The sequence below is a fragment of the Actinoplanes sp. NPDC051494 genome (assembly GCF_044454705.1).
Taxonomy (GTDB): Bacteria; Actinomycetota; Actinomycetes; order Mycobacteriales; family Micromonosporaceae; genus Actinoplanes.
In genome coordinates this window covers 381386-402404 of the sequence record NZ_JBITDZ010000008.1, presented here as the reverse complement: position 1 = coordinate 402404, position 21019 = coordinate 381386, and the positions used below count along the sequence as shown (strand labels likewise).

14 protein-coding genes are annotated in these 21019 nt (G+C 70.6%); 3 read left to right on the top strand and 11 right to left on the bottom strand.

Translation table 11 applies throughout. From position 1 onward, the window contains the following. Positions 1-8: 8 nt before the first annotated feature. The 6 genes from ACIA6A_RS27395 to ACIA6A_RS27370 form a co-directional block, all read right to left on the bottom strand. Positions 9-806, bottom strand: a complete 798-nt coding sequence (locus ACIA6A_RS27395; protein WP_396100728.1) for an ABC transporter permease — start codon at positions 804-806, stop codon at positions 9-11. Further along, the gene (locus tag ACIA6A_RS27390; RefSeq protein WP_396100727.1) at positions 806-1720 is read right to left on the bottom strand and encodes an ABC transporter ATP-binding protein; all 915 of its coding nucleotides are present in this window, start codon (positions 1718-1720) and stop codon (positions 806-808) included. The genes ACIA6A_RS27395 and ACIA6A_RS27390 overlap by 1 nt, the downstream gene beginning before the upstream one ends. Before the next feature lie 295 nt (positions 1721-2015). Next, complete coding sequence (locus ACIA6A_RS27385; RefSeq protein WP_396100726.1) at positions 2016-3002, bottom strand: metallophosphoesterase family protein; 987 nt, start codon at positions 3000-3002, stop codon at positions 2016-2018. Beyond that, a complete protein-coding gene (locus ACIA6A_RS27380) occupies positions 2999-6751 on the bottom strand; it encodes a hypothetical protein (RefSeq protein ID WP_396100725.1) in 3753 nt (1250 codons plus the stop codon). The genes ACIA6A_RS27385 and ACIA6A_RS27380 overlap by 4 nt, the downstream gene beginning before the upstream one ends. An 18-nt stretch (positions 6752-6769) precedes the next feature. Next, a complete protein-coding gene (locus tag ACIA6A_RS27375; RefSeq protein ID WP_396100724.1) occupies positions 6770-7921 on the bottom strand; it encodes an acyltransferase family protein in 1152 nt (383 codons plus the stop codon). Next, positions 7918-8079: a hypothetical protein gene (locus ACIA6A_RS27370; RefSeq protein ID WP_396100723.1), complete on the bottom strand. Its 162-nt coding sequence runs from the start codon at positions 8077-8079 to the stop codon at positions 7918-7920. The genes ACIA6A_RS27375 and ACIA6A_RS27370 overlap by 4 nt, the downstream gene beginning before the upstream one ends. A gap of 384 nt (positions 8080-8463) precedes the next feature. Here ACIA6A_RS27370 and ACIA6A_RS27365 point away from each other — a divergent pair, with 384 nt between their 5' ends. From ACIA6A_RS27365 to ACIA6A_RS27355, 3 genes are all read left to right on the top strand, one after another. Then, on the top strand, positions 8464-10668 hold the full coding sequence (locus ACIA6A_RS27365) for an ATP-binding protein (protein ID WP_396100722.1): 2205 nt from the start codon (positions 8464-8466) through the stop codon (positions 10666-10668). Further along, a complete protein-coding gene (locus tag ACIA6A_RS27360; RefSeq protein WP_396100721.1) occupies positions 10652-11494 on the top strand; it encodes an ATP-binding protein in 843 nt (280 codons plus the stop codon). Before ACIA6A_RS27365 ends, ACIA6A_RS27360 begins: the two co-directional genes overlap by 17 nt. A 206-nt stretch (positions 11495-11700) precedes the next feature. Next, positions 11701-14652: a Neogenin gene (locus ACIA6A_RS27355; RefSeq protein ID WP_396100720.1), complete on the top strand. Its 2952-nt coding sequence runs from the start codon at positions 11701-11703 to the stop codon at positions 14650-14652. 49 nt (positions 14653-14701) lie between these two features. Here the strand turns inward: ACIA6A_RS27355 and ACIA6A_RS27350 are convergent, their stop codons facing one another. From ACIA6A_RS27350 to ACIA6A_RS27330, 5 genes are all read right to left on the bottom strand, one after another. Next, entirely contained in the window at positions 14702-16120 is a 1419-nt protein-coding gene (locus ACIA6A_RS27350; RefSeq protein ID WP_396100719.1) for a DUF4407 domain-containing protein, read from the bottom strand. After that, positions 16111-16641 carry a hypothetical protein gene (locus tag ACIA6A_RS27345; RefSeq protein ID WP_396100718.1) on the bottom strand — a complete coding sequence of 177 codons (531 nt, stop codon included), beginning with the start codon at positions 16639-16641 and terminating at the stop codon, positions 16111-16113. The genes ACIA6A_RS27350 and ACIA6A_RS27345 overlap by 10 nt, the downstream gene beginning before the upstream one ends. 116 nt (positions 16642-16757) lie before the next feature. Next, positions 16758-17789, bottom strand: coding sequence for a WxL protein peptidoglycan domain-containing protein (locus ACIA6A_RS27340; protein ID WP_396100716.1), 1032 nt, complete (start codon positions 17787-17789; stop codon positions 16758-16760). Between the two features lie 56 nt (positions 17790-17845). After that, entirely contained in the window at positions 17846-19738 is a 1893-nt protein-coding gene (locus ACIA6A_RS27335; RefSeq protein ID WP_396100715.1) for a fibronectin type III domain-containing protein, read from the bottom strand. 121 nt (positions 19739-19859) lie between these two features. Further along, positions 19860-20999 carry a HupE/UreJ family protein gene (locus ACIA6A_RS27330; protein WP_396100714.1) on the bottom strand — a complete coding sequence of 380 codons (1140 nt, stop codon included), beginning with the start codon at positions 20997-20999 and terminating at the stop codon, positions 19860-19862. Positions 21000-21019: the final 20 nt, after the last annotated feature.

Genomic DNA, 21019 nt, shown 5'->3' with positions numbered 1-21019 from the left:
GACTGACCCTAGACGTCGGTCTTGACCAGGCGATACGCGGCGGCGGCCAGGGTCAGTGCGACCCAGCCGGCGAAGACCGCGAGACCGGTCCACGGGCCCAGCGAACCGTCCGAGGTCTGCAGCGACATCACCGCGCCGCCGGCGGTGCCGGGCAGGTAGGGACCGATCGTGTCGGACCACGAATCGGGCAGCAGTGACGTCAGGCCGGGCAGGATGAGCAGCACCCCGACGAGCGTCGCGATGCCCCCGGCGCTGGACCGCACCAGCATGCCGAGCGCCACCCCGAACACTCCGACCAGGCCGAGATAGAGGCCGGCGCCGAGCAGACTGCGCAGCACCCCGTCGGCCCCGATCCCGAGCGCGATCGGCTCGCCACTGATCAGCGGGGCGGCGAACAGGAACGCCAGCACCGCGCCGGCCGCGGTGACCACGGACGCGGTGACACCGAACAACAAGCTCTTGGCCGTGAGTACGGGCAACCGGGCCGGCACCGCGGCGATGGTCGCCCGGATCAGCCCGGTGGAGTACTCGCCGGCCGCGACCAGCACGCCGAGCACCCCGATGGCCAGTGACGCGAACGTCGAACCGGTCAGCGCCAGCCCGACCGCGTCCGTGGCACCCGCCCCGGGACCCCCGGGCCCCGGTCCGGCCTGGCCACCCGGGCTGTAGGTGAGCGCGGCGATCACCCCGAACGCGGCGAGCAGCACCAGCGAGACGCCGAGCGTGATCCAGCTGGAACGCAACGACCAGAACTTCGTCCACTCGCCGGCGAGGACACCGCGATACGTGAGCCGGTACGTGTTCATCAGGCGGCGACCTTCCGGGAGTCGGAGTATTCGACGGCGTCTCGGGTGAGCTCCATGAACGCGTCCTCCAGCGACACGGACCGGGAGCTGAGCTCGTACAGGGCGATGTCGTGCCGGTTGGCGATCTCACCGATCTCGCGGGCGCTGAGCCCGGCGACGTCCAGCTCACCGTCGGCGCTGGAGGCGACGCTCACCCCGGGCCCGGACAGGACCTGCCGCAGCCGGTCGGCGTCGCCGCTGCCGACCCGCACCCCACCACCGGCCTGCTGGACCAGCGCGTCGACACTGGTGTCGGCCAGCAACCGGCCCCGGCCGATGACGACCAGGTGGTCGGCGATCAGGGCGGTCTCGCTCATCAGATGCGACGACAACATGACGGTACGACCTTCGGCGGCGAGCCCCGAGAGCAGCTTGCGCACCCACAGCACCCCCTCGGGGTCGAGCCCGTTGACCGGCTCGTCCAGCATCACCACCGCCGGGTCCCCGAGCAGCGCGGCGGCGATCCCCAGCCGCTGCCCCATCCCGAGCGAGAACGCGCCGACCCGTTTGCCGGCGACGGCACTCAGACCCGCGAGCCCGATCACTTCCTCGACCCGGGTGCGCGGGATCCCATGGGTGCGGGCAAGACCGAGAAGATGGCTGTACGCACTGCGCCCCGGATGCACCGACCGGGCTTCGAGAAGCGCCCCGACCTCGTGCAAGGGGGCGGCATGCTCGGCATACCGCCGCCCGTTCACGGCCACCGACCCGGACGTGGGCGCGTCCAGCCCGATGATCATGCGCATGGTGGTGGACTTCCCGGCCCCGTTCGGCCCGAGGAACCCGGTGACCTGCCCGGGCTTGGCCACGAAGTCCAGCCCGTCGACGGCGGTCTTGGTGCCGTAGCGCTTGGTGAGCTGCCGTACTTCAATCATGCAACCCACGCTAGGCAGCGAGCGGGCTCCACCAGTGGTACCGGGGGAGACAATCCGCCGGGCCGGGTGGTACCCGGGTACCACCCGTCAGGGGTGCCGGCCGGGGCCGGTGACCACGGCTCGGGTGAGGATCGCTGTGGTGCCGGACAGGGTGCCGTCGGTCAGGTAGCTTCGTTACCTCGCGGTCGTGCAGCGGGGCGAGGGTGGGTGCTCCGTCGTTGACGGAGGTCAGCCAGGCGACCCGGCTCTTGACGTAGACGTAACGGGTGCCGAGCGAGAGGGCGAACAGGGTAGCTCAGAAACACGACCCCTTGGACTCGTCGGTGACCGAGGTGTCGGCTTCGAGGGGGTGCCAGCGGGTCACCCAGGAGCCGGCGCCTAGGTCGAGTTCGAGGACTCCGTGGTGGACGTAGTCGACGTATCCGCTTGCCGGGCGGCCGGTGGTCGCGACCGGGTTGCCGCGTTCGTCGTGGGTGTCGTCGGTGGCCGCCGGACGGTAGTGGGCCTGGCCGCCGGTGCCGACCACGTATTGGCGTACCCCCTTGTCGGTGGGGTTGCCGTCCGGGTCGAGCGGGCCGAAGCGTTCGTAGTCGGCCTCGTGCCCGGAGAGGACGATCTCGACCTTGTGCTCGTAGAGCGTCTTGTAGAGGTCCGCGGAGCGGGGGTCGGGGCCGGCGATGCCGGTGGACCAGCGCGGGTGGTGCCAGGCGGCCAGGACGCATTTTTTCTTGTTGGCCTTGAGGTCCTGGACGAGCCAGGCCTGTTGCGGGGAGCCGGTGCCGCAGCCGCCGGTGACCGCCGAGCAGTTGGAGTTGAGCACCAGGATGTGCCACTGGCCGAGGTTCTGCGACCAGTAGCCTTTCTTGTCCTTGATCCGGTCGCCGAAGTACGCGGTGAACGTGTTGGCGTCCTGGATCTTGTATTCCTGGTTGCCGTACACCGGGACGGTGCGGGCTTTGAGACGGCCGAACGAGGGACCGTAGACCGTCTTGTACGCCTCGGTCTTGGGCAGTTCGTACTGGAAGTCGCCGAGCCCGAGCAGGATCGTCGGGTTCAGGGCCACCGCGATGTCCGAGACGGCTTTGTGGCGGCAGTGGTCGCCCTGCGCGACGGTGGTCCGGTCCATGTCCGGGTCGGCCGGGTCGCAGGCCATGTCACCGACCGCGACCACTTTGATCTGGCCCTGGGCCGACCCGCAGCGGGTCAGCAGCCACACCGCGATCAGGATGAGCACGACGAGCAGGGCGATGACGCCGCGCTTCTTCTTCGACAAGGTTCTCATGCGCGCCGCAGTTTTCCGCGAAGGAAGCGAAGAGCGAAGCGGAGTGGGCGGGGGCGGCGGGACCAGAGCCGGCCGAACAAGGTGCGGCGGCGGTGCCGCACGGTCCAATCGCCGGGGCGGCCGGCGGGCAGGCGGACCAGGAACATGAACGCGATCGCCGCGATGACGCCGACCGGGAGCAGGTAGTACGCGTAGCGGGCGAGTTTGGCCGGCGCGTAGGTCAGGTGGAAGTCGCCGCCCGCGGGAACGCTCCAGCCGCTCATCCAGCCCTGGATGGTGACCTTCTCGGCACCCTCGACGCCGGTCATCAGCCAGCCGGGGGCGGCGTTCTCGGCCAGGCCCACCGTGGTCGGGCCGGTGCTGGTGACGGTGCCGGAGAAGTTCGCCGGGTTCTGCCGGGACCAGTCCACACTGGAGGATGCTGCGGGGGTGGCCTCGCGGACCAGCACCACGGAGAACGGCGCTACCGGGCGGATGCGTACCCCGCGGTATTCGACCTGGGACTGCTGTTTGCCTTCGAGGTCGCGCAGGCCGTACAGATAGAGCCTGGTCTCGACCGCGTTGGGGTCCGGCGGGATCAGCGCCTGATATGACGTCCAGCCGCTGTAGGCGGCCACGTAGGGCAGCGTGCGGCAGAGGTCGGGCCCGCGCAGGAACAGGCAGAATTTCGGGTTGCGGACCGCGACGCTGCGCGCCTCCATGGACAGTTCGTACAGCGATGCCGCGCCGATGTCGTTGGCCTCGGCGCCGATGCAGGCCAGGTGCCGGATCGCCTTGAGGGTGTACGTCGTCTCACCGTCCGGCCCGATCTGCGACTCCGCGGCCAGCCCGGCCTCGTCGGCGGTCTCGTCGTCGTAGCGGAAGCAGTCCTCGAGCGCCTCGAACGGCGACAGCACCGAGCCGGTCAGGCCGCCGTCGACGCGCAGCTGGTGCTTGCCGGCGGTCAGGTCGACGGACACCTCGGGGACCGCCGGCGGCCAGACGGTCTCGGTCACCACCGGGTCGAGCGCGTCGACCTGGAGGTTGCGGTATTCGGCGACGCTCTTGGGCTTGAGCCGCTCACCGACGTCGGCGTGCAGGATGATCTGGAGCTCGTCGGAGAGCGCGTCCATGGTGACGACCCGTTCGTACCAGTTCCAGTCGTCGTCGGCGACCGGCCGGGCGGCGAGCTCGCAGCCGGCCGACCCGGTCTGCCAGAGACAGATCTGCGGGCGGGCGCCGGTGACCCGCCGGTACTGCAGGCGGATCCGGAAGACCTGGCCCTCCTTGGCGTTGCGGACCACGACCTTGGTGCAGGCGGCATGGTCGAGCGCGCTCAGCCGTACGGTGCCGCCGGTGATCTTCTGGGTGAGCCCGAGCATGCTCCACGGTCGCGGCTCGTAGTTGTTGCAGTCGAAGACGTCGGAGTAACCGGTGAGGTCCGGGGGCCGGGCCGACTTCGCGAACAGCGTCAGGTCGGTCGCGGCGCCGACCTGCACCGTCGGGGTCGCGGCACCGGGCGGGCCGTCGAGCGAGACGATCCGGGTGCCGCTGCGGACCGCGAGGATGTCCCGTCCGTCCGGCAGCGGGATCGTCAGTTGCGGCCGGGTCGAGACCGCCTTGCCGTCGACCTTGACCACCGACGGGTCCCGCAGCACGAGCCGGTCCTCGGCGGTGTCGACGACGGGTTGCAGCACCGCTCCGGCGCGGGCGCGCTGGGCCAGCGTGTACCGCCCGGCCTCGACGTCGATCGTGGTGGTGGGCGAGCCCTTGTCGACCGCGGGCACCGGCCAGTGCACGATGTCGGGCGTCACCGCCGCGGTGTCGTCCACCTGGGGGCTGAGCGCCGCGACGGACGTGTCCACCCGCGCGGCGATCGCGGTCCGGGTGTCGACCGTGCCCAGCGCGGCGGCGCCGGCGGTGGGCCGGGCCGGGGCATCGAGGAGCCGGTCATAGGTACGGACGGTCGGGTTCGTCCCGCCGTCGAAGTTCCACAGCTGCAGCGTCCCGTCGATGTCGAGCACCGCCCCCGGCACCTTGGCCATCGCCTCGGACAGGATCCGGTCGTCGGCGAAGTAGCGGTTCGGCAGCCCGCGCAGCAGGTCGTGCCGGATGATCACCCGGCCGGCCCCGATGGCGTCGAGCAGTTTCGGCACCGGCGTCAGGTCGCCGGCCAGCAGCGCGGTCTCGATCGCCCGGACGTCCGCGGCGAAACCGGGCACGTCACCGAAGTAGCCGTCCGGCTTCACCTGCACGACGGGATGCTCGATGAGCAGGTTCGCGATGCTGTCGACACCGAAGAAACCCCAGGTCGTGGGCATCTGGTAGTAGTCGTCCAGGGGCAGCACCAGCACCTTGCCGGGGCGCGGGTCGGCGTCGATGTGGGCGGCCATGTCCCACCACTCCTGGGCCACCCGGACGTGGGTCGAGGGCTGGGTCGGCCGTTCGTCGGGCATGACGCCGCCGGTGTACAGCGGGTACGGGTACGCGAGCACCAGCAGCAACGGGACGGTGGCACCCGCGTACGCGAGCCGGTGCACCCAGCCCGGCAGCCGGGTGGGCCGCCATCGCCGCAACAGGTGCAGCATGCCTTCGAGGTAGATGGCGAGCATGACCCCGTAGAACGAGATGAGCAGCTGGCCGAGCTTGCTCATCGGCTCGCGGAACAGCCAGAAGCCGGGCGCGTGGATGTACAGGAACAGGTTGATCTGGCTGAGCGGTGGCCGCAGGCCCTTGGCCAGGAACACGAACAGCAGGACCAGCAGGATCAGGCCGAACGCGACCCGGCGCAGCCGTCGCGGGGCCAGGATCGGCGCGAGGAACACCAGCATGGGCAGCAGGTAGCGGATCCAGATCCACCACGGCCGGTCCAGGTCGGAGGCGAACGGCAGGTACTGCGGCCGGAACCAGGCCCAGTTGGCGACCATGGTGAGGATGTTCGGCGCCAGGTTGTTGACCTGTGACCAGGACCAGTTCGTCGGGTCGGTGAACGTGGCGTTCGAGGTCGCGCCGCCACCGCCGGTGAAGCTCTGTGCCAGCGGCAGGAGCCAGTAGGCGTTCAGCAGGATCGCCCACGGCGTGGCCAGGACGAACCATTTCAGCAGGCGCCCGGCCGACCTGCGGCCGAAGATCAGCGCGGCCACCAGGGGTGTTCCGCCGACGGCCCACGCGTACGCGACGACGAGCATCGGCGGGTTGAACGACAGGAACGACGTGGGCATGAGCGCGAACCCGGCGATCGGTGTGGGCACCCGGCGGCCCTGCGCGACCCGCATAGCGATGGCGGTGATCAGCGCGACCGAGCCCACCGAGATGACGTTCAGCGGGTTCGGCAGCCGGGTCAGGAAGAAACCGTTGAGCATGCCGAAGCAGCCGGCCGCGACGATCGCGATCTCGCTCTTCACGAACGCCCCGGCCAGGTACGCGACCCCGAAGCCGACCAGCCCGTAGATGCAGATGTAGAACAGCCACTGGGCCGAGTACTCGGTGAGCCCGACCGCCCGGCAGCACCAGATGAGGATGAACTCGAACGCCCGGACCATCGTGTAGCCGGCCGACCCGGCGCCGGTGGTCTGGTGGTTCCAGGCCCAGTTGACCTCGGGTGCCCACCCGCGCCGGATGAACGCCCCCATGTCCCCGGCGGCGATGAACGTGCCGGTGCGGAACCAGCGGCTTACGATCAGCGCGTTGAGCGCGAGCACGATCAGGTACGGGCGCGCGACCGGCCAGGAGGCACCCACGAACAGGTCACGGGGGATGAGACGTCGCATCCCCCTTCTCTTCGGCCGTTACCGCGGCGCGCTGAGCGCGCGATGGGCCCCCGAGCGCAGGAAGCGGTCGGCGCCCTTGCGCAGGCGATCGGTGTGCCGCTCGGTGGCCCAGGCGAACGCCCAGCCGATCAGGACGAGCAGCGCGGTGAGGCCGATCAGGGACAACCAGTGCGGCAGGGTCGGCGCCCAGCGCCGGGTCACGTCCGGGGTCAGCAGCGCGGCGGTCATCGCGGCGATCGGCAGGTGGATGGCGTACAGCGAGTAGGACGAGTCGGCGTACCCGGAGATCGCGGTGAGGACCCGGTCCGGCCAGCCGGACCATTGCACGTCCTGGACCAGCAGGATCAGCATGATCGTGGTGGCGCCGGCCAGCACCAGCACGTTGCGGCCGCTGTAACTCGCGTAGGTCGCGGCCATCGCGCCGGCGAGCAGGATCAGTGCGGCGCCGCGGGCCAGGGCCAGGGTGCGGCGGGTGCGGGCGGCGAGCCACGTGCCGATCCGGGTACGGAACATGGCCACCGCCGCCCCCATCAGCCACACCGGCAGGTACATCAGCACCTTGGGGCCCACCAGGACGCACACCCCGACGGCCAGTGCGCCGTTGAGGATCCGCAGACCGGGACCGCCCCGGCCCTTCCAGGCGTACAGCGCGAGCGGGAAGATCGCGTAGAAGGCCGCTTCGTACGCAAGGGACCACAAAGAGGCGTTCGTCCCGTACGTGTGCACGACGATCGTCTGCAGGAAGCCCATGTTGCCCAGCGCGGTGCCGAGGTCCAGCCGCCCGGCGAGGTCACCGGCCGGCACGGTGTCGTGGTACGCCTCGGAGCCCAGATAGATCGACGTGTCCGGGAGCAGGGCCAGCCCGAGGTGGTCGAGCACCGCGGTGAGGGCGATCGCGGGGACGAGCACGATCCAGAGCCGGCTCAGCCGGGCGGTGGCGTAGGTGGCCCACCGGAACCGCTGCTTGCCGAAACCGGACAGGACGCTGCCGCCGACCCAGTAGCCGCTCAGGACGAAGAAGACGAGCACTGCCGCGGGGCCGAGGCCGGTCACCGCGTACAAGATGCTGCCCTTGTGCCCGTCCTCGAACAGCAGCGTCCGCAGGTGGTAGATCACCACGAGCACGGCGGCGACGGTCCGCAGCGCGTTCAGGGACTTGTGGGGGCTCACTGTTCCTCCGGGTGCCGCAGCCCGATCATGCCCAGTGGCACGGCGACCGCGCTCAGGACCAGGCCGACCAGGACGGCGTAGAAGACGAAGTCGGTGTGCCCGAGGGCATGCGCCGGCCCGCAGATCGCGAACGTGACAGCCGCCGTCCCCAACGGCACCCGCCACAGCTTGTCAGCGAGCGCAGGCAGGTCACGAGGGCGTCGGTGCTGGGGGTCTGTCCTGCCGCTCATGACGGCCTGCGACGAGGCCCAGGTCTCGCCTCGCGGCGCGGTCCGAACGCCCGAATACAAACCCGGTATTCGAACGCCCGGCCCACTTGCGACGCGACGCCTGGACCGCGTCTCGGCTCGCCATGAGCGGCAGGACAGACCCCAGTCGGCATACCTGTTCCATCGGCTTTTCCGGGACCGGGGTGAGGGTTTCGGATCCGCGCTCATCGAAACCGTTTCGCACCCGGATGCGACCCGGTTGGCGCCCGTGCGCACCCAGCCTGAGTGCACGGACCTTTCCCTGGGGTCCCGGTCCCCCCGAAAGGTCAGCGCATGGGATTTGCGGCGCGCACGCTGGTCGAGGTCTTTCCCGGCCCGGCGGCGGTCGTGGACACGGACGGTCGTGTCCTGGTCGCCAACGGTCGGTGGGCACCGCTGTTCTCCCCGGAGGGCGCCGTGCTGGCCGGCCGGGACGACGGCTGCCCGGCCCACCGGAACCTGCTTTCCACCGTACGGGAGCTGCGGCCCGCCGACGGTCCCCAGGAACTCACGTGTGGGTGTGATTCAGGAGCCGCTCGCACGGTCCGGGTCGCCCACCTCGAGAGCGACTGCGGCGACCACCGCCGGTTGGTCACCGTCGAGGCGGTGACCGTCACCGACGGCGCGGCCGAGGCCAAGTCGCAGTTCCTGGCGCTGCTCGGGCACGAGATCCGCACCCCGGTCACCACCGTGGTCGCCACCGTGGACCTGTTGCGGGCGCAGCACCTGCAGCAGGACGTCCGCGAGGTCGTCGACAGCGTGCACCGCTCGGTGCACCTGCTCAAGACGCTCACCGACGACCTGCTCGACCTCGCGCGCCTGGAGACCGGCAGCCTCGAGGTCGAGCGGGGACCGGTGCCGTTGCGGCCGGTGCTGGAGGGCATCATCGAGCCGCTGCAGCAGGAGGCACGGAGCAAGAAGATCCTGCTGCTCGCCGCCCCCGCCCCGGACCTGCCCGAGGCGGTGCTCGGTGACGCCGACCGGCTGCGCCAGGTGCTGACCAGCGTGGTGGGCAACGCGGTCAAGTTCACCGAGGCCGGCGAGGTCGTCGTCACGGCGGCCCGGGACGGCGCGGACGCGTACACGATCACCGTCTCGGACACCGGGCCCGGCATCGCCGAGCCCGACCTGCGGCGCATCTTCGCCCCGTTCGTGCAGGCCGACTCGACGGCGGCGCGCCGGCACGAGGGCGCCGGGCTCGGGCTCGCACTGGCCGGGCGGCTGGTGGAGTGCATGGGCGGCACCATCGAGGTGGAGTCGGAGCCGGGCCGGGGAGCCCAGTTCCGGATCCGGTTGCCGTACGAGCCGGCCCCGATCCAGCCCGACACCGACAGCCGGCCGCAGCTGGCCCGGCGCCGCGTCGCGGTCGTCGCGCCGTCCCCGCGCTCCGAGCTGGCCCTGACCTGGCTGCTGATCAGCGGTGGCGCCGACCCGGTGCCGGCCCGCTTCGACGACGTCATCGCCGGGATCGCCGGCGTGGACACCGTGCTGTGGTGCGACGACGCGCACGACGAGGAAGCGGTGCACCGCGCCGACGCGGTCGCCAAGGTGCTCGGCCCGAACGGCCGCGCGCTCATGATCAGCACCACCGACCCGCGGACCGGCCTGGTCCGCAAGCCGGGCGTGTTGACCGCCCCGCTGGTGCTCGCCCGCCTGGTGGCCACGCTCAACCAGGAACGTACGGGCGTCCGCGGCGCACCGGTGACCGTGCCGAGGCTCGAGGGCGGCCGGGTGCTGCTCGCCGAGGACAACGACGTCAACCGCACCGTGTTCAAGCGGATGATCGAGCTGCTCGGCGTCGAGTGCGACACGGTGGCCGACGGGGCCGCCGCGGTCGAGGCGCTGCTCGGCCCGGCGACGTACGACATCGTGCTGATGGACCTGCAGATGCCCCGCATGGACGGCCTCGAGGCGACCCGGCGGATCCGCGCGGCCGGCGACCTGACCGTGGTGCTGGCGCTGACCGCGACCGCGTTGCAGGGCGACAAGGAACGGTGCCTGGCGGCCGGCATGAACGGCCACCTCAGCAAGCCGATCACGTTGCCCGAGCTGCGGGCGGCGCTGGAGCCGTACCTGGCCCGGGAGCCGGAGTCCGATCCGGGGCCCGAACCGCCGGTCCCCGAGGACCCGGTCGACCTGGAGAAGCTGCACGAGCTCGAACGGCAGCTGGAGGACCGGGCGCTGGTCGAGATCACCGTCAACACGTTCCTGGCCCAGCTCGACGGGCGGCGCACCGCGCTGGCCGAGGCGCTGCGCAACCACGACCACGACGCGCTGCGCGCCACCGCGCACACGCTCAAGTCGTCCAGCGCACTGCTGGGCGCCGACCCGCTCGCCGAGGCGTGCGCGCGGGTGGAACGGAACGCGACCGCCGGCACCAGCGAGGAAGAGCTGGCCGGGCTGGTCGAGAGCGTGGAGAACGCGGTGGCCGGAACGGTCCGCGTGATGGCCGGATACCTGGCCGGGGACGAAGGAGCGCACCGTGCCGCACAACTTTGATACGCCGACCCCGGAGACCGACGTGGAACGCCTGATGCAGCGTAACGCCGAGCTCGAGGCGCAGGTGGCGAAGCTGAGCCGGTCCGTGCAGGACCTCGAGGCGTTCTCCCGGGAGATCAGCCACGACCTGAAGGCGCCGCTGGCCGGCATCCTCGGGTACGCCCAGCTGCTCACCCACCTCGACGTCGGCTACCCGCGTCCGGCGGACTACGACGACTTCGTGGCCGAGATCAACCGGGGCACCGACCGGATGCGCCGGCTGATCGACGACGTGCTGGCGTACTCGACCGTGCGCGGGGCGCCGCTGCACCTGACCGCGATCGACCTGACCGCGCTGGTGCACGACGTCGTCGCGGACCGGGCCGTGGAACTGCCCCGGCCCGGCGCCCAGCCGCGGCCGGCACCGCACATCACGTACGCCGAGCTGCCCCCGGTCCGCGGCGACCACGGCATGCTGCGACGGCTGATGGAGAACCTGATCGGCAACGCGGTCAAGTACGTGCGGCCCGGGGAGCCGGCGCGCGTGCACGTCTCGGCGCTGACCGGGGCCGACGGCACCGTCCGGATCGAGGTGAGCGACCACGGCGTCGGCATCCCGGACGGGCAGCACGAGGCGATCTTCGGGGAGCTGCACCGGGCGCACCCGGACGCGTACCCGGGAACCGGTCTGGGCCTGACCATCTGCCGGCGGATCGTGGAACGTCTCGGCGGGGCCATCGGCGCCGACCCGGATTTCCGCGGTGGTGCCCGGATCTGGTTCACCCTGCCGGTCGCCGCGACCGCCGTCGTCGAGCGGGCCCCGTCCCGGGCTGAGCTGGCGCTGTGACTTTTACCCGGAGAACACCACCCCTTGAGATCGGCTTGAGAGAGCGCGCCGATCTACGAGTCGAACCGCTCGAACCGAGAAGAGGACAAATGGACGTGAGGCGTTTGCTCACACTTGTGGGCGCCGGATTGGTCGGCGTGACGGCGACCGCCGTGGGCACGCCCATGGCCGCTTACGCCGCCCCCGCGGCACCGAAGAGCTGGAGTGTGGCTCGCGGTACCGACGACGTGCGGAAGATCAACGTCGGGTGGAAGACCGTCACCGACGCCGACCACTACGTCGTCGACTTCATGACCGGCGACGTCGAGACCGTGATCAACGTGCCGGCGTCCACGACGTCCTATGTCCTCAACGCGCCCGACGAGTGCGCGGCCTACAAGATCCGCGTCGGTGCCGCCGACAAGGACGGCAACTCCACCCTCACCAGCTGGTGGGCCGTGAAGTCGCTGGCCCCCGGCTACGTCTCGAGCCTGTCCACCGGCCGCGAGGACGACGGCTCCACCGCCGTTGCGTCGTGGAAGGTGCCCAGTTCGCCGGGCCTCTCCCCGGTCACCGGCTACCACGTCGTGTTCGCCCGTACGTCCGACGGCACCGTGCTGCGGGAGACGACCACGACGGACACGTCGTTCCGGTACGCCGGAGTCGAAGGGGCGCGCACCTATTCCCTCTCGGTCACCGCGTTGAACGACTACGGTTCCTGCCTCACCGCCAAGTCGACGATGATGCCGTTCAAGCCGGCCGACCCGACCGGCCTGGTCGTGAAGCGCCGGGCGGACTCACCGGGCACCGTCGAGGTGGTCTGGGACGCCGCGACGACCGGGCCGACCCCCACGTACTACATGCTCAACTACGGCGAGGCCAAGATCACCGGGTCGCAGCGCGTGGACGCGTCGGCCACCTCCGGCACGCTGAAGCTCGACCTCAACAAGAGCTGGATGATCGAGCTCAAGGCGTACAACAGCAACGGCGGCAGCGGCGCGGCCACCGGTTCGGTGCCGATCTGGACCGCACCCGTGCCCGTCGCCGAGCCGATCCCGGCCACCGACACGCCGGCCACCGACGCGGCGGCCACGCCGGACCCGACGCAGACCACCACCAGCACCACGGTGACCACCGGTTCCGACAAGACCCCGCCGGTCATCACCACGACGCTGTCGGCGGTGAAGAAGAACGGCTGGTTCAACCAGCCTGTCACTGTGCACTTCGCGTGTTCCGACGAGGGCGGCATCGCGAAGTGCCCGACCGACGTCACGCTCTCCGACGACGGGCTCCTGCAGCGAGTCACCGGCACCGCGGTGGACACGGCCGGCAACACCACCACGACGACGTTGCAGCTGAGCGTCGACAAGACCGCGCCGACCATCTCGGCCGCCGTCATCGGTGTCAAGAACGCGGCCGGCTGGTACACCGCCCCGCCGACCATCCACTACACCTGTGCCGACAACCTGGCGCTGTCGACCTGCCCGGCGGACTCCCCGATCCGGATCGACGCGATGAACCAGAAGCTCACCGGCACGGCGCTCGACAAGGCCGGCAACACCGCCACCGCCACCGTCACGGTCAACCTCGACCAGCTCGCCCCGGTCATCACGGCCACCGTGCTGGGTGAGCTCAACACCGCCGGGTGGTACAAGACGCCGCCGACCGTCCACTTCGAGTGCGCCGACGCCGGCTCCGGTATCGCCAGCTGCCCGGCCGACCGCACGCTCGCCATCGACACGATCGGCCAGAAGGTCGTCGGCACCGCGTTCGACGTCGCCGGCAACGCCGCCACCGCCACGGTCGCCCTGAACCTCGACCAGACCGGCCCGGTCGTCACCGCCTCCATCTCCGGCGACGCCAACGCCACCGGCTGGTACAAGACCGCACCGACCGTGCACTTCAGCTGCAGCGACGAGGGCTCCGGCATCGCCACCTGCCCCGCGGACGTCGTGGTCGCCACCGGCGGCGCGGCGCAGACCGTGCTCGGCACCGCCGTCGACAACGCCGGCAACACCGGCGCCGCGAGGGTCATCCTGAACGTCGACCCGAACGCGCCGACCATCACCGCCGAGATCCTCGGCAAGCCGAACGCCGAGGGCTGGTACCGCGCCGCCCCGACCGTCCACTTCACCTGCTCCGACGACATCGCCGGCATCGCCGACTGCCCCACCGACGTGCCGGTCACCGCGGACGGCGCCGGCCAGCTCATCCTGGGCTCGGCCACCGACGGCGCGGGCAACGTCGCCAGCACCTCGATCAGCGTCAACATGGACCAGACCGCCCCGTCGATCACCGCGACGATCGTCGGTGAGCCCACCGCCGACGGCTGGTACAAGACCGCCCCGACCGTCCACTTCACCTGCACCGACGAGGGCTCCGGCCTGGCCGAGTGCCCGGCCGACGTGAAGGTCGCCACGGACGGTGCCATGCAGCGGATCACCGGCACCGCGGTCGACAAGGCCGGCAACCCGGCCACCGCGGGCGTCAACGTCAGCGTCGACCTGCTCGGCCCGGAGATCAGCGCGACGGTCGACGGCAGGAAGAACGACGCCGGCTGGTACAACGCCGCCCCGACCGTCCACTTCACCTGCTCCGACAACGGTTCCGCGGTGGCCTCCTGCCCGGCCGACGTGGTCGTCGGCACCGAGGGTCTGCAGATCGCGGTCCCCGGTACCGCCACCGACAAGGCCGGTAACAGCACCACCACCACGGCCACCGTCAACATCGACAAGACCGCGCCGGTCGTGTCGGTCCTGGGCGCGATCAAGGGCGCCGTCTACGGCACCGAGGCCAACCCGTCGGTCTCCTGCCGCACCACCGACGACGGTGCGGGCGTCGCCACCCAGGCGACGATGACCCACACCAGCAACGAGAAGGGCCTGCACACGATCATCTGTGCCGGCGCGGTCGACAAGGCCGGCAACACGGCCGCCCCGGTCACCATCACCTACACGGTGGAGACCTCGGTCGCCTGGCTGATCGCCCTGACCCACCAGTACCTGCCGTCGGCGAGCGCCGCGACGCTCAAGGACATCGACGCCAACCTCAACAAGCACCAGTTCCTGATCTACATCGCCAAGGTCCTGCTGCTCTCGGCCGGTAAGAAGGCCTCGCTGACCTCGGCCCAGGCCACGACGCTGATCTACTGGGCGTTCGTCCTGGACCGCAAGTACTGACCGTAGGACGCTGAGAGGGCCGGAGCTGATGCTCCGGCCCTTTTTGTCATCACCAGCCGGCGGTGCGCTGCGGCGGGATCCCCGGGTCGTCGAAGTCGTCCAGCGCCGGCCAGTACGCGCGGCCATTGGTACGGGGCGCCGGTTCGTACAGCGCCGGCTGCGGCCGGGTCAGGTCGTCGTCGTCCGGAACCGGTGGCCGGGCCCGCCAGCGGTCCACGTCCCGCTCGCTCTCCTCGAGCGCGTGCTGCTCCCAGGCGTCGAGGACCCGGCCCATCACCTGGCTCTGGGCATCGACCACCTTCTGGTTGCCCGCCTTGGCCGCCGCCTTGATCAGCTCGAGGCGTTCGTCCTCGATCTCGCGTTCCGCGTCGCGCCGCCCCGCCGCCCGGCGCGCGTGACCGGCATCCACCTCCTTGGCCGACCGGTCGTACGCCGTCTCCGGGCCGAGCACCTGGAGGAGCTTCATCAGCACCGGCAGCAGCTCCAGCGCGAGGAACAGCAGGAACAACGTCAGGTGGGCGAGCTGCAGGGTGGGCCGGTCGGCGGCCAGCCGGTCCAGTGCCTCCAGGCGGGCCAGCAGGCCGTCGTCCTTGCCGCTGCGCGCCGCGTGGGCCCGCTTCTCGGCCTCCAGGCGCTGGTTCAGCCCGGCCAGCGTCTCCTGATTCGCCGCGAGCCGGGTCCGAGCCGCGGTGATGGCGGTCCGCTGCGCGGCGGCCAGGTTCGTGGTCGCCTGCTCCCGGGCGCTCGCCAGCCGGTCGGCGGCCTCGTCGCGGATCTCCAGCCGGTCGTCGCGGATCCGGACCTTCTCGTCGAACGCGATGCCGGCACCGGCCTTCCCGGAGCCGCAGGTGCCCTCCTTCTCGCAGACCACGGCCTTTTCCGCCGTCGCGTAGTCCTTCTGGGCGTTGTCGTACAACGTGCGCGCGGAGACCACCGCCGGATCACTCTCCACGTTGACCGGCGCGCCCTTGTCGAGCACCGCCTGGTCGGCGGCGACCTGCTCGGTGAGGCCGGGGATGCGGGCGTAATCGGGGTTCCCGGAGATCTGCTTCAGGTATTCCTCGTTCTGCTCGGCCTGCAGCACCAGCAGCTGGGTCTCGATCTCCGGCCGGAAGATCTCCAGCACCACCGGGGTGGAGATCACCGTGCCGAGCACGAGCGCGAGCAGCACCCGCGGGACGGCGGCGGCCAGCGACATCAGCTTGCGGGGCTGGCGCATCATCTGCACCACCAGCAGGCGGTCCAGATTGAAGATGATCACGCCCCAGACCAGCCCGATCAGCAGGGCCCAGGCGATCGGCAGACCCATGGCCATGCGCACGGCCATGATGGCCGAGGCGGCGGCCACCGCGGCCGTCGAGATGATCACGCCACCCATGGCGGCGTAGCGGATCCGGTCGCCGGGCGCGGCTTCCAGCACGTCCGGCCGGGCACCGGCGACCAGTGCCAGATGGTGTGTCAGGCCCATGGCGATCTCCACCACTTCTTGATTCGGGAACGGGAGAACGTGGGCCGCCGGAAAAACCAGCGGCCCACGTCGTACGGGAAGGAGGTCAGTGCCGTGGACGGGTCGAACGGGGGCACCGGGATCGGGCCGGCCGGCGCCGGGGCACCGGTCCACGCGCCGCTGATCAGGTCGGCCACGTCCGACAGGGCCCGGCCGGAGGTGAGCGGCGGAGCGGCGGGCACCGGCACCGCCCACATCCGGGGCAGCTCGAAGACGTGCACCCAGCGGGTGGTGTGCCGGCTCGTCCCGGCCGCGTTGCGCAGATGCAGGGTGATCGGCCCGGGCCGGGTCACGACGATCCGGGCCGAACCGTCGTCCACCCGCGCCGGCGGGACCCCCACGGTCGTGCCGTCCGGGCCGGTGACCTCGACGGTGTCGGCGTACCGCGTCTGCCAGCGGACCGTCACCTGCTCACCGGCCGGCGCGGTCGTGGGCGTCACCAGGACCGCGTCGAGCACCGGAGCCGGGATGTCGTCGGTCACGTGGTCGACCCTAGAAGTGACCTATGCGGAACACAGCGGCTGACAGGACAGATCCATCTCCGACACTGCGATCGATACCGCTCACCTGGACCCCAACGACTCAGGTGTTCGGACGGTTACGCCTGTCGTTGCAGTGCCTGCTCGACGGCTTCCTGGACGCGGGCGTCCTCGGCGAGCTTGCGCCGGACGCGCCGGCGGCGGGAGACGATCGTCGCCGCGATGACGGCCGCGATCAGCAGGACCACCAGCAGGAGCAGTGCCCACGGACCGGCCCAGGTGCCGGCGGTGGCGGTGACCGGCTTCAGCGAGGTGAGCGAGCCGGACGCGTCGGTGAGCACCGGGGTCAGGGTGGCGGTCGCGGTGAGGCGGAAGGCCGGGGCGATGCCGGGCACTGGCACCGTCACCTTCCAGCTCTCGCCCGGGAGGAGCTCCGGTGACTGCTCGATCGTCCCGGCCCGGGCGCGGAACGTGCCGAACGGGCCGGTGATCTCGGCGGTCTGCTGCGCGGACAGGGCCGCGTTGCCGGTGTTGTGGATCGTGTACGTGACGGTCGCGTCGCCCTTGGTGAACGGGTTGAGCGAGCCCGCGTAGCCGACGTGCAGGTCCTCGATCGCGACCGTGGGCAGCAGGTCGCCGCCGACCCGGAGCTTGACCCGGATGCCGAGGCGGCGCTCCACATTGATCGTCTCGGTCTGGTCGGGCTGGGTCATCGAGGTGACCAGGCCGCCGACGTAGTCACCGGGGGTGGCGTTGGCCGGGACGGTGACCGCGAACGGCACCTCGACGGTCCTGCCGGCCGGGATCGTCAGCGCGGTGGTGCCGGCCTTGAGCCAGGCGCCGACCGCGACGGCCTTCTTGTCCCTGGTGCCGACGTCGAGCTGGCCGGTGTCGGTGGTGAAGCCGTCCGCGGCGTACACGGTCAGCTCGACCGGGTCCTTGCCGCGGTTGGCGACGATCATGGCGTCCTCGACCGTGCCGCCGGGGTTGACCGAATAGCTGTAACTCGACCGGTCCTCGCCGAAGGTGTTGGAGGCGGTGCGGACCGTCCAGGTGACGTCGCCCTCCTCAGCCAGCGCCGGGCCGGTGCCGAGGCCGGCGAACGTGCAGGCGGCGATCAGGGCCACGGTGGCGGTTCTGCGGAGGTGCATCACAAACGTCCTTCGAGGAGGGGTGGCGGGGCCGGCGGACCGGCCCCGCCGGGCATTCAGCTGCTCAGTGCGGTGATGGTGAGGGTGCCGCGGTACGTGCCCTTGTCGACGCTGTTCGGGATCTTCAGATCCAGGTCGGCGCCGAGCTTCGCGGTGCCCTTGGCGTGGCCCTGGTCGGCCGAGGCGAGGCCCCGGGCGACGGACAGGCCCTGGCCACCGTCGTCGTACGCGGACTTGACCGGCGCGCCGGCCTTGGCGCCCGCGCCGTCGGTGATGACCTGCGGGGTCCAGCCGAGGTAGGAGCCGGGGAACGACTTGGCGGCGTCCTTGAAGTCACCGACGCTGGCCGAGATGGACCACGGCGCGAGCGTGCGACGGGTGTCCGACACGGCGATCGGGTTGATCTTGCCGGTCGCGCCGAAGTACTCGCCGTTGTGGTCCTGCGCGGTGCCGAGGTCGACCAGGCCGTTGTAGCCGTCGATCGTCCAGCCGAACTCGCCCGGGGCGGCGTTCGGCACGTCGACCTGGATCTCCTGGCCGTCCGCGATGTACGGGTGCACGGTCACCTTGTCGACGATCGAACCGACCGGCTGGCCGGCGGCCGCGGCGCTGCGTACGTTCTGCAGGACCAGCTTGTCGCTGCGCACCTGCACCTTGACGTACGACCGCGCGTTCTCCTGGTTCTGCACCGAGTTGTACCAGTAGTTCTCCGGCTTCAGCGGGTCGGCACCGTTGCCGGCGCCGCTGGTCCCGGTGTTGTCCGGCGCGGTGATGGCGTAGTACTTCGAGCCCGACGCCGAGTTGGCGGTCATGTAGATGACCCCGCCCGGGCCGGTGAACACGTCGGCGTCGCCCGGCTTCTCGTCCGGGTTGGCCTTCACGCCGTTCTTGATCTCGTAGCTACGGGTGTAGACGTGGTCGTGACCCTGCAGCACCAGGTCGACGCCGAGCTTGGAGAACGTGGTCGGGAAGTCGACCCGGCGCACCTTGGCGTCGGCGTCCTTGGCGTGCGAGGCGGCCGAGTAGATCGAGTGGTGGTAGACGAGCACCTTCCACTTGGCCTCGTCGCCGTGCTTGTTGATGATGTCGGTGACGTAGTTGACGTGCGCCGCGTCGCCGCCGCCCCCCTGCGAGGTGGCGTAGCTGTTGCTGTTCAGGTCGATGAACAGGACATCCTTGTAGATGTACCAGTAGTCACCGCCCGAGGTGTTCGAGGCCGGGTTGCCGTTGGAGTAGTACGCGGCCGACCGGTCCGTGTTCGGCGGGAAGAAGTGCTGCTCGTAGGCCTTGCCGCCGACGTCGTGGTTACCGATGGTCGGCGCCCACGGGTACTGACGCAGCTTGTCGGGCGCGAGGAACGCGTTCCACTGCGCCTCGGTGTTGGCGGTCTCGACCTGGTCGCCGCCGGACACCAGCAGTTCGGCGTCGGGGTTGGCGGCCAGCGACACGTCCACGGTGTCCTGCCAGCCGGCCTGGTCGTTGGCCAGGTTGCCGGAGGCGCCGATCTGCGGGTCGCCGTAGAACAGGAAGTCGTAGTCGCCCTCGAAGTCCTGCGTCTTGAACGCGTACGCCGGGGACCAGTTGCCCTCGGTGCCGACCCGGTACGAGTACGCCGTGTGCTCCTCGAGCCCGGTGATCGTGGCGTGCCGGTTGTAGCCGCCGCTGGTGGCGAGGTTGGCCTCACCGAGCGCGGCGAACGTCTTCGATCCGGCCGGGAACTCCCCGTTGGCGATCGAGGTGGTCGGCGCGATCTGGACCTGCTGGGCGGTGTCCGCCGAGGAGTACCAGGTGACGACGCGCTGGGTCTCGTTGGCGCCGACGCCGAGGATGATGGCGCTCAGGGTGGCCGGTTCGGCGGCACTGGCGGGTGCCGTCAGTCCACTGCCGAGGGCGACCGCGAGCCCCAGGACGGCGGCTGCCGCCCCGGTGGCCAGCTTGGAGGTGCTCAATGTTTTCTCCGGATGAGAGAAGGTGTACGACGAAGCAAGATCAAGCTGGGCGGACCGGATGAACCGGCGGTGAACACGATCAGGAGAACGGGTGGATCGACCCGGAAGACCTGAGAAGGTTTCAGCCGCCGGTGACGCGCTGCACAAACCAGATCAGCCCCATGACGGACACACCCGCTGAAATGCCACCGGTGACCCAGCGCCCGGCCCGCGGCGCCCGGCGGCGCAGCACGAGGAGCAGCGGGAAGACGACCGCGATGATCGACAGCTGGACGACCTCGATGCCGACGTTGAACACCAGCAGCGACCAGAGCAGCGTCCACGACCACGCCTCGTCGATCCCGAGCGCGCCGGCGAAGCCCAGCCCGTGCACGAGCCCGAAGCAGAACACGACGCCGAGCCGGATCCAGCCCGCGCGATCCAGGCCACCCTCCTCGACCGCGGCGGGACGTTTCAGCAGACCCCAGGCGGCGACCACGGCGATGGACAGCGCGATGACCGGCTCCACGACGCTGCCGGGCACGTCGACCAGGCCGAGCGCGGCCAGCAGGAACGTCACCGAGTGGGCGAGCGTGAAGCTGGTGGCGGCGAGCACGATCTCCCGCAGCCGCCGCGAGCCGGCGATGAGCGCCAGCAGGAACAGGATGTGGTCGATCCCGAACAACAGGTGTTCGGCGCCCAGCACGAAGAACTCGCCGAACCGGGCGTACCAGGACTGGCCGGTCGAGAACGACGGGTGCGCGGCGTCGAGGGCGGCGCTGCCGGAATGCCCGGCGATGTCGTAGTCGACGATCGTCTTCGTGCCCTTCACATACCCGTCTTCATCGGGGAAAAGGGTGCTGGTCAGCTCATAGTCGTCACCGATACAGGCCCAATCGACGACAAGGGTGGTGTACGGAACCCCGTCGCGTTCGCCCATCGTGAAGTCACCCGACTGCGTGGGGGTGCATGCCGTCCCGCCCGCCGACACGGTGAAGTGGCGGGTCGCGTACCCGAACGCGGCCGGTTTGTGGTTGTTGAGGGCGGCGGCCTGAGCGGTGGCGTCACCGGACTCGAACGCCGGGGTCCCCTCCAGGAACAGCGGATCGTCGGCCACCGAAACGATGAACAGGTCGTACTCGAGCTCCACTGTGGTGCGCAGCTGCCCGTCGACGTGGGCGTACACGGTCGACGAGAACCCGTGGGCCTGCGCCGGCGCGGCGGACAGGGCGGCGATCGCGGTCGCCGCGATGCCCAGGAAGATGACGGCTAGGCGTCGCAACGTGGTGCTCCTTCGCTATG

Coding starts and splice junctions, on each gene's coding strand:
- ACIA6A_RS27395 (WP_396100728.1), bottom strand. CDS start 806: ATGAACACGTACCGGCTCACGTATCGCGGTGTCCTCGCCGGCGAGTGG.
- ACIA6A_RS27390 (WP_396100727.1), bottom strand. CDS start 1,720: ATGATTGAAGTACGGCAGCTCACCAAGCGCTACGGCACCAAGACCGCC.
- ACIA6A_RS27385 (WP_396100726.1), bottom strand. CDS start 3,002: ATGAGAACCTTGTCGAAGAAGAAGCGCGGCGTCATCGCCCTGCTCGTC.
- ACIA6A_RS27380 (WP_396100725.1), bottom strand. CDS start 6,751: ATGCGACGTCTCATCCCCCGTGACCTGTTCGTGGGTGCCTCCTGGCCG.
- ACIA6A_RS27365 (WP_396100722.1), top strand. CDS start 8,464: ATGGGATTTGCGGCGCGCACGCTGGTCGAGGTCTTTCCCGGCCCGGCG.
- ACIA6A_RS27350 (WP_396100719.1), bottom strand. CDS start 16,120: ATGGGCCTGACACACCATCTGGCACTGGTCGCCGGTGCCCGGCCGGAC.
- ACIA6A_RS27340 (WP_396100716.1), bottom strand. CDS start 17,789: ATGCACCTCCGCAGAACCGCCACCGTGGCCCTGATCGCCGCCTGCACG.